Origin of the sequence: Williamsia sp. 1135 (assembly GCF_002095395.1) — a bacterium.
Classification (GTDB): Bacteria; Actinomycetota; Actinomycetes; order Mycobacteriales; family Mycobacteriaceae; genus Williamsia.
Window position 1 is genome coordinate 96,514 of the sequence record NZ_MJEI01000093.1, and the last position, 8,704, is coordinate 105,217.

At 65.2% G+C, this 8,704-nt stretch carries 11 protein-coding genes; 4 read left to right on the top strand and 7 right to left on the bottom strand.

Annotated features, from left to right (window positions below):
- The first annotated feature begins 1 nt into the window (after position 1).
- Positions 2-1,030, top strand: coding sequence for a nitronate monooxygenase (locus tag BFL43_RS14065; protein ID WP_143695316.1), 1,029 nt, complete (start codon positions 2-4; stop codon positions 1,028-1,030).
- Positions 1,027-1,989 (top strand): hypothetical protein, encoded by a 963-nt coding sequence (locus tag BFL43_RS14070; protein WP_084893144.1) that lies wholly within the window; start codon positions 1,027-1,029, stop codon positions 1,987-1,989. Before BFL43_RS14065 ends, BFL43_RS14070 begins: the two co-directional genes overlap by 4 nt.
- Here the strand turns inward: BFL43_RS14070 and BFL43_RS14075 are convergent.
- From BFL43_RS14075 to BFL43_RS14095, 6 genes are all read right to left on the bottom strand, one after another.
- Complete coding sequence (locus tag BFL43_RS14075; RefSeq protein WP_206186666.1) at positions 1,980-2,756, bottom strand: glycoside hydrolase family 16 protein; 777 nt, start codon at positions 2,754-2,756, stop codon at positions 1,980-1,982. The genes BFL43_RS14070 and BFL43_RS14075 overlap by 10 nt on opposite strands.
- A 6-nt stretch (positions 2,757-2,762) precedes the next feature.
- The gene (locus tag BFL43_RS28980; RefSeq protein ID WP_168176634.1) at positions 2,763-2,915 is read right to left on the bottom strand and encodes a hypothetical protein; all 153 of its coding nucleotides are present in this window, start codon (positions 2,913-2,915) and stop codon (positions 2,763-2,765) included.
- 91 nt (positions 2,916-3,006) lie between these two features.
- Entirely contained in the window at positions 3,007-4,170 is a 1,164-nt protein-coding gene (locus BFL43_RS14080) for a type III PLP-dependent enzyme (protein ID WP_084893145.1), read from the bottom strand.
- Positions 4,139-4,666 (bottom strand): hypothetical protein, encoded by a 528-nt coding sequence (locus tag BFL43_RS14085; protein ID WP_084893146.1) that lies wholly within the window; start codon positions 4,664-4,666, stop codon positions 4,139-4,141. Before BFL43_RS14085 ends, BFL43_RS14080 begins: the two co-directional genes overlap by 32 nt.
- A 99-nt stretch (positions 4,667-4,765) precedes the next feature.
- Entirely contained in the window at positions 4,766-5,722 is a 957-nt protein-coding gene (locus tag BFL43_RS14090; protein ID WP_084893147.1) for a bile acid:sodium symporter, read from the bottom strand.
- A gap of 1 nt (position 5,723) precedes the next feature.
- Positions 5,724-6,614, bottom strand: coding sequence for a universal stress protein (locus BFL43_RS14095; protein WP_084893148.1), 891 nt, complete (start codon positions 6,612-6,614; stop codon positions 5,724-5,726).
- A 220-nt stretch (positions 6,615-6,834) separates the two neighbouring features.
- Between BFL43_RS14095 and BFL43_RS14100 the strand changes: the two genes are divergently transcribed.
- Positions 6,835-7,071 carry a DUF3263 domain-containing protein gene (locus BFL43_RS14100; RefSeq protein WP_084893149.1) on the top strand — a complete coding sequence of 79 codons (237 nt, stop codon included), beginning with the start codon at positions 6,835-6,837 and terminating at the stop codon, positions 7,069-7,071.
- 12 nt (positions 7,072-7,083) lie between these two features.
- Here BFL43_RS14100 and BFL43_RS14105 read toward each other — a convergent pair whose 3' ends face one another.
- Complete coding sequence (locus BFL43_RS14105) at positions 7,084-7,431, bottom strand: hypothetical protein (protein WP_084889720.1); 348 nt, start codon at positions 7,429-7,431, stop codon at positions 7,084-7,086.
- A 100-nt stretch (positions 7,432-7,531) separates the two neighbouring features.
- Between BFL43_RS14105 and BFL43_RS14110 the strand changes: the two genes are divergently transcribed.
- Positions 7,532-8,674 (top strand): IS630 family transposase, encoded by a 1,143-nt coding sequence (locus BFL43_RS14110; protein ID WP_084889713.1) that lies wholly within the window; start codon positions 7,532-7,534, stop codon positions 8,672-8,674.
- Positions 8,675-8,704 lie beyond the last annotated feature (30 nt).

Sequence of the window (8,704 nt, forward strand, 5' to 3'; positions counted from 1 at the left end):
GGTGACCATGTTCGACCTACGCGGGCTCGACGCCCCGATCGTCGGCGCACCGATGGCAGGCGGTCCGAGCACTCCGGCGCTGGCCGCTGCGGTCAGTGGAGCCGGCGGACTCGGCTTTCTGGCGGGCGCATTGCTGGGAGCAGAAAAACTGGCCGCGGACATCGACACCGCGCGGAACCTGACCACCGGTCCACTCGGGGTCAATCTCTTTGTGCCGCAGTTCGACACCGGAAAGCCGGCGGAGATCGCGGAGTACGCCGAGGAGCTCGCGGAACTGGCGTCGCAATTCGAGGTCGAACTCGGCGAGCCCCGCTACACCGACGACGACTACCCGGCGAAGGTCGAGGTGCTGCTCGACCTCAAACCCGAGGTCGTCTCCTTCACCTTCGGCTGCGCGAGTGCCGACGACATCGCCCGGCTGCGAGCCGCGGGGATCACGACCGTGGCAACGGTCACCACGGAGGCCGAAACCGAGATCGCGAAGGCCCGTGGGGTCGATGCGTTCGTGGCGCAGGGTCCGGGCGCCGGAGGGCACCGCGGCACGTTCGATCCGCTGGCGCAGCCGGCGACAGACTCGCTCGAAGCTCTGCTCGCGGCAGTTCTCGAGCGCGCCGCCGTGGTGGTTGCGGCAGGTGGGATCGGCACCCCCGAAGAGGTCGAGCGGGTCGTGGGTCTCGGGGCGGTGGCGGCACAGGTGGGAACGGCGCTGCTGCTGAGCGACGAGGCCGGCACGAATCCGGTGTCGCGGGCAGCGCTGCAGGATGCACAGTTCACCGAAACCGCTGTCACCAAGGCATTCTCGGGGCGCTACGCCCGAGGTCTCAAGAACCGGTTCATGGAGAACCACGATCAGACCGCGCCCTTGGCGTACCCGCAGATCCACTATCTCACCGGACCGTTGCGCCGCGCCGCAGTGCAGGCGGGTGACGCCCACGCGACCAACCACTGGGCGGGTACCGGCTTCGCCAATGCCCGGCCGGATGCCGCCGCGGCCATCGTCGAAGCGCTGAGCAGCCGCGTTCGGCGATGAGCGAGACGGGGGCGAAATCTCAGCCGAAGGGGTTGTCCCCCGGCATCTTCGGGGTGGGATTCGGACTCGCGGGTCTGTCTGGTACGTGGACGATCACCGCCGCGCACACCGGGCTGCCGGTGGGTGCGGCCGACGGGCTGTGGATCATCACCACCGTCGTCTTCGTGATCAACGTCGTCCGCTTCTGCGCTCGTGCGGGGAACCCGGTCCACTACGTGGAACACTTCCGGTACCCCGTCACCGGCCCATTTGTCGCGCTGGCACCGGCAACCGCAATGTTGCTGGGAGACCGGCTGTTTGCTGAAGCTCCAGCAGTTGGACGCGGTGTGGTGATCGCCGGCTTCGTCGTCGCGGTGGTGCTGGCGCTCGGCTTCATCCACAACGTACTGCTCGGGATGGGTTCGATAGAAGACCTGCACTCGGGTCACCTTCTGCCGATCGTCGCGGCCGGATTCGTCGGTGCACAGTCGCTGGCGACCATCGGTGCACCGAACACCGCTATCGGGGTGTTCGGCGCAGCGGTCTTGGCCTGGTTCCTCGTCGGCGCTGCTCTCGTGGCGAGGCACGCCTTCTTCGCGCCGCTACCGGATGCGCTGGTGCCCACGATGGCGATCTTCGCAGCCCCACCCGTGGTCGGGGGCAACGCCTGGTTTGCGATCACGGCACCGGACAGCTCCGACGACCGTATTCAGATCGCATTGCTGGGTATCGCAGTACTGCTCATCGGCAGTCAGCTGCTGTTGTTGCCGCGGTACCGCAGAGTGCGCTTTTCCCTTGGCTTCTGGTCCTTCACCTTCACGGCTGCTGCGGCCGCGACGTATGGGATCCACTGGTTGGCGTTGACGCATCCTCCGGGCGAGATCGCTTGGATCTGGCTGCTCTTCGGGGTGGCGACTGCGATCGTCGGCGGTATCGCGCTGCGGTCGTTGGCGCTGCTACGACCGACTCGTCAGGCGTAGCCGCGCACGTAGTCGATGACCAGCTCGGGGACGAGGTGGTCATCGTTGCCGTCGGACCGATCGGGAAAGTCGAAGACAGCAAACATCATCTGCATCGGGTAGGTCGGTGGATCCGGGCAGCGTCGAACGAGTTCGTCGTCGACGTAGAAGGCTGTGGCGTCGGGCGTCCAGTCCACCGCGTAGGTATGGAACTCGGTGACGTCGATGGGTACCGCCAGCGCCTCGAAGTCGTCGATCAGATCCGGGTCCCGGAAAGGGTGTAGCCCGGTACCGATGGCCGCCGATGGCCGCGCAGTGACGGTGTCGCCGAAGATCTCGGCGACGCAGATCTCGCCGCTGCGAGCCGGGATGTCTTCGAGGCCGACCATCCACCAGGCGAACATCGATCGCGGCGAGATGGTCGCACGCATGCGGGTCTCGAGGTAGCCGCCCGACGGTGTCCAGCCGGCGAACGCGGGTTGTTCTTCGCGAACAACGGCACCGGCGTGTGGTGGCTGCTGGCCGAGTGTTCCGCCGACCGGACCGGAGCCGTTGCCGGACTGGACGGCCGAGACCCGAAGTGGGCTGTGCTGCTCGGCCGGCCACAGGCTTTGCTCGCGGGGGATGCTCAGGTGCAGGCATGAATCCGAGAGGGAGTACGTCGCTGCGGTCGTCGCTCGGGAACTCCAGGCAGGCAGGTAGTGAGGTAGCCAGACATTTAGATCGAGGTCGGGGTCATCGAACTCTTCGGAGAACACCAGGGTGCGGCCGACGGACTGAACGCCCACCGACGGCTACTGCCCGTCGGTGGAACCCTCGGTTCCACCGAGCGCGTGGCCGCGATTGATCTCATGGCCGTGTTCGCCGGCTTCGTAGACGGCCGACTGCTTGCGCAGTTCCTCGGTTTCGCCGATCGGTTCCGAGTCCTCGAATGGAAATGTCATCACGCCTCACAGTGTGTGTGTTTCTGCACTCCACCGTACGTCGCGGCACCGATACCCGCGTCAGGTTGAGGATCCGAGAACAGTTTGCGGCGAGTCAGACGACGACGACCGGTGTCGGGTTGATCCCGTTGAATCCGCTGGCCGTGACCGTGGTGTAGGCGCCCATCATCGGACTGACCACCACGTCGCCGACCCGGAGCACCGGCATCGGGTAGTCCCGAGCGATGACGTCCACACTGTCGCAGGTGGGTCCGGCGAGGACGACGGGTTCGGCGACGGTGGCCGAACCGGTGATCTCACCCAGGGCCAGCAGCGGTGGATGGACATGTTCGGTCAGGACGTTGGAGTAGCTGCCGTACAGGCCGTCGTCGAGGTAGTGCCAGGTTGCCCCGTTCCTGATCGCAGTCCCGACCACACTGGTCAGCAGGGTGCCGCACGCCGCTGAAATGAACCGTCCGGGTTCGGCGAGGATGCGCAGTCGGCGTGGCCTCGGCCCCAGGATCTCACGCACCACCGCGCCCACCTCGGCGATCGACGGCATCGGATCGCGGTATGTCACCGGGAAGCCACCGCCGATGTCGAGTACCTGAACCCGTACGCCCACAGCAGCTTCGACCTGGTCGATGATGTCCGAGGTTGCCGCGAGCGCGGTCCGGAACGGCTGTATTGATGCGCTTTGGCTGCCGACGTGAAAGCTGAAGCCAATGAAGCGGACGCCGGTGGCGAGGACGTCCTTGACCAGCTGCTCCGCCTCCGAGACGTCGACACCGAACTTCACCGACAGGTCGGACTTGGCATCGGGGTTGGCGAAGGCGAGGCGTACCAGGATCTCGATGTCGGGTGGACGGCCCCGGAACTTGTGGGCCTCGCCGGGATTGTCGACGACGAACCGGCGGATCCCCGCCTGATAGGCGTGCTCGATGTCGTGTGGCTTCTTCACCGGATGGGTGTAGATGCACCGCGACATCGAAATACCGAGGGAGCGAACGTGATCGACTTCGCCGGCACTGGCGACGTCGAAGGATCCGCCGCAGGTGGCCACCGCGTTGATCACCGCGGGGTGGGGCATGGACTTGATCGCGTAGTGCAGGTCGACATCCGGCAGATGTGCCTGCAGGAGGCGATACCGCGTGGCGGCGCGGGCGGGGTCGAGTATCAGCAGCGGGGTGCCGTGCTGACGTAGCAGGTCGTCCCAGTGGTGTGTCGCGGCTACGTCGCGCAGTTCTTCACGCAACCGTGATCGAATCAATGGATCCATCGTGTGCCTCCTCGGGGATGGTCTGTTTCCTGGCTATGAGCGAACCGAATCGCTCGTAGCTGACGATGGTGCAGAGGTAGAAGATGATGTCGGCGAAAAACTTTGCGGCAATCCAGCCGGCCATGGTGCTGCCCAGCAGCAGCGGACCGACGTAGAAGGCGAACGGTCGGACAGCGAGCGAGTCCACCGCCTCTGCGGGCCCGAACTCGACCAGCAGACTACGCAGGGCGAGCAGCGCCGCGACCACCCCACGGAGCGGACCGCTGCGCCGCGAATCGGCGTGGTGATAGCGCCGGGCGGCCGTACCGAAGGCGATGGCGTAGTAGCCGATGGACGCGCCGATCGTCCCGGCCAAAGCAGCTGCGGCCAGAGATCCGGTGGTCCAATACACCAGACCGGCGCCCCCGAATTCTCCTATCGTTCCGGCAATTTCACAGGGCAGGTACCGGCGGATCCATTCCTTGAGCTTCGCGCCGCGACTGGGCTTCGAGTCCATACGACAGACCCTGCCCGGCGCAGGGGTTGCGGCACACGGGTAGCGCGCTACCTCAGTCCGGCGTCGCGAGGGCGGCGAGCACGCGTAGAGCTCTCGTGCTCAGGCGACCAGTCGCGGGATGACGCGCACGTAGATGACCATGCCGATCACCTCGACCAGCGTCTGGGTGACCACGACGATCGCCGCGACCTCGAATCCGGCAGGCAGGGCCAATGCCAATGGCAGCACCACCAGTGAGTTGCGCGTGGCACCACTGAAGACGAGCGCTCGCCCGCGCCCGGTGTCGAGGCGGAACGCGGCTGCAAGTGCTGTTCCGAGGAGCGCCATCATGACCAGGAAGGCAACGTAGAAAGGCACGACGGACGCGACATCGGAGAGGTTTCCGTCGAGCGCGGGCACCTGGGAGGCAACCACCACGAACAGCACCGCCGCCATCAGCGGGACCATGGTGGTGTTCACCGCCTCGGTGACACGCGCGCCGGCAGGTCTGAGCGCCGCCCACCATTGGGTGGCCCAGGCCAGAGCCAATGGGACCACTATGAGAACGACGAACGCCACCACGAAGGGCCGGAACTCGACGATCTTGGCCAGCTCGGAACCGAGGAAGAGCCATAAAAACAGTGGGAGCAGCGCCATCTGGGCCACCAGCAACAGTGGGGTGGCCGCGATCAGGCGGGTACTGCTGCCCCCGGCCAGCCCCGAGAACACGATGACGTAATCGACGCAGGGGCACAGCAGTACCAGCAGCACGCCGATCTGCACGGCTTGCTGCGCAGGCAACATCGTGAACATCACCGCCACCACCAGGGGCACGACCACAAAGTTGATCACCAGCAGCGCCGACAGGAACCGGGTGTCGCGCAGCGCTTTACCCAGGTCGGCGATCGGCACCTGGAGAAACGTGACGTACAACAGCGCCCCGAGCAGCGGGTTGATCGCATGCTCGAGAACAGGGCCGAGATCGGTTGCCGCCCAGCCCACTGCGCCGCCCGCGGCGATGGCGATCAGATAGATCGCGACCTGGTGGTGCTCGAGGCGGTCGACCAGACCGCTCACCTCAGGGCGTCACCAGGACTGAGCACTCCGCGTGGTGGATCAGGCTCTGGCTCACCGAGCCGAGTATGGCGCCGGACAGTTTGCCGTGGCCCTTGCTGCCGACGACCACCAGCTGGGCTTCTTTCGACAGATCCTTGAGGCCCTTGGCCGGTCCGACGTCGGTGTAGACCTTGTGGACGTGCGCGCCGGGGAATTCCTTGCGCAGCGGCGCAACGATTTCGTTGAGCTTCTCTTCCTGCGTCGATTGCAGCAGATGCAGGAGGTTCCAGTCGACCGGACCTTCGCCGTAGCCGAGGCCGACGGCCGCTCCGGTCTCCCACATGTGGGCGACGGTCAGTGGCGCACCGAGAACTTCAGCGGTGGCGAACGCGGCACGCAGGGCTCGCAGCGAGTTGTCGGACTCGTCGACACCGACGACGACGGGGAGGGGTTTACCCGTCCGCGTCGCTTCCGTCTCTCGCCAGACCAACACCGGGCACGTGGCCTGGTTGACGATACGGATGACGTGACCGCCGAGGATGAGGTCACTTGCAGCGCTGGACCAGTGAGACCCGATGACGATGAGCCGGGCCGTGTCCGATGCCACCGCGAATGCCTTGGCGGCCGCCTCGTTGACAATCCGTCTCGTGACCGGCAACTCGGGATGGGAGGCGCGGATCTCGGCTTCGGCCACGTCGAGTTTTTTGTCGCCGTCGGTGGCGAGTTCATCGGCGAGCGCGTCCGGACTGAACACCATGGCATTGGCGAAGTACCACTCGAGTCGTGGGATTGCATGCAGCAACTGCAGGGGTGAGCCGCTCTTGGCGGCGAAGTCCGCGGCCCAGCGCGCTGCGCCGAGCGCAGCCTCTGATCCGTCGATACCCACGACCACCGCGCCTGTGTCGGTACTCATCTCACGTCCTCGTTTCTGGCGGCCGGGGTCGTCGGTTTCTGGGCGATTCCCGGCGCTCGGTGCTCACCGAACTGGACATGACAGTACCGGTGGCGGGTTCTTGCTCCAGGCTCACACCACGTTAATCCGCAGTTCATGGCCCATTCATCTATTTAATCCCTTTGGCCAGACTTAGGGGATCAAGGATGCGAAATTCTCTGGACAGCTGGATAATTGAGGTATGACCATCACAGGCAATGACCTACCGGCCGGGCATCTCGAAATTCTGGACTTCGCCCGACGCTGGTATCCGTACGGCGGCGGGACCGCCGAAGACATCCTCGTCGAGTTCGGCATCGCCGAACGAGAGTACTTTCGGCGACTGAGCGACATCCTCGACGGCAACGAGGCGGCGGACGTCGATCGCTCGACCTTCGCTGCGATGAAACAGGTCGCTGCCGATCGCCTGGCGACTTAGTGGTCTGAGCCGTTAGTTCGTCGGGGGTATTTGCCAGGCTGTCGGGTCGCCGAGGTAGAGCCCGCATGCGGTGTCGAGTGCGTCTTCAGGGCTGCCGGTGAAGTCGCCTGTAGGCAGCAGCGAATCTTCGTACTTGCCCTTGGACGCGAGGTGGATCGCGAAGCCCCATCTGCTAGCGGAGCCGTTGTATCGCAGCCGCATCAACACCAGGACCGACTCGTCCGGTAGTACACCGTCGACGTAGGCGAACGCGCCACGAAATCGGACGTTGACTCGCGCGAGTTGCGGCCACCTCGTTCGGGCGTGGCCGCTGAGCTTGAGGCGCAGTGAGCTTTTCGTCGATTCCGGTGGTGTCGGCACGCATCCGATCGTGCCCGATCCGTGTGGTCCACCCAACATTTCGCGGATCATCGGCGTGCCGCGGCCCGAGACAGGTGTGACTCAGGTGTCCTTTTGAGGCATGAGTGACAAAACCGCTCGACCCTCGGCCTGCGTGATCGTCCTGTCCACCAGCGACCGTCAGGTTCTCGAAACATGGGTGAGGTGTGGGTCGACACCGCAGAAGACAGTGCTGCGGTCTCTGATCGTGCTGCTCGCCGCGGACGGCTGCACCAACGCAAGTATCGCCATCGAACTCGACGTTCATCCCGACACGGTCCGTAAGTGGCGCAGCCGGTTCCACCATCACGGTATCGATGCCCTCGCCGACGCACCACGGTCGGGCCGGCCACCGATCTACACCCCCGCTGACATCGCTGCAGTGAAAGCGTGGGCGTGTCAGATCCCGGCCGATCACGATATTCCGATCGCACGGTGGTCCACCCCGGAACTCGCCGCCCAACTCGCACGCGACGGCATGACCGTCTCGGTGTCGACGGTGCGCCGGTGGCTGGACGAGGATGCGCTCAAACCGTGGCAGCATCGCTCCTGGATCGCCGCCCGCGACCCGAACTTCGAGATGAGAGCATCTGTCGTTCTCGACCTGTACGCACGCCGCTACGCAGGCAAACCGTTGGGCAGCAACGAGTTTGTGATCTCGGCCGATGAAAAGCCGTCGATCCAAGCCCGCGACCGCTGCCACCGCACCACCGCCGCCGCACCAGGTCGCCCGATGCGCGTCAGCCACGACTACCGCCGCCGCGGCGCGCTCACCTACCTCGCTGCCTACGACGTCCACACCGCACGGGTCTTCGGCCGCTGCGAGCAAAGCACCGGCATCACCGAGTTCACCGCCCTCGTCGATCAGGTCATGACGAGCGAACCGTACGCGTCCGCCGACCGGGTGTTTTGGGTCGTCGACAACGGCTCCTCGCACCGCGGACAAGCATCGATCGACCGCCTCACCGCCCGATACCCGAACGCGGTCATGGTGCACACCCCGGTGCACGCATCATGGCTCAACCAAGTCGAGATCTACTTTTCCATCGTCCAACGCAAAGTCCTCACGCCCAATGACTTTCCCGACCTCACCTCAGTCGAGAACCGGTTGCACACCTTCGCCGAACGCTACAACCGCACCGCCGAACCCTTCGCCTGGAAATACACCCGCCGGGACCTCCACCGCCAACTCAAACTGATCGATCAAAGCAGCGAGGCGGCATGACCCCCCGACGAACTAACGGCTCAGACCACT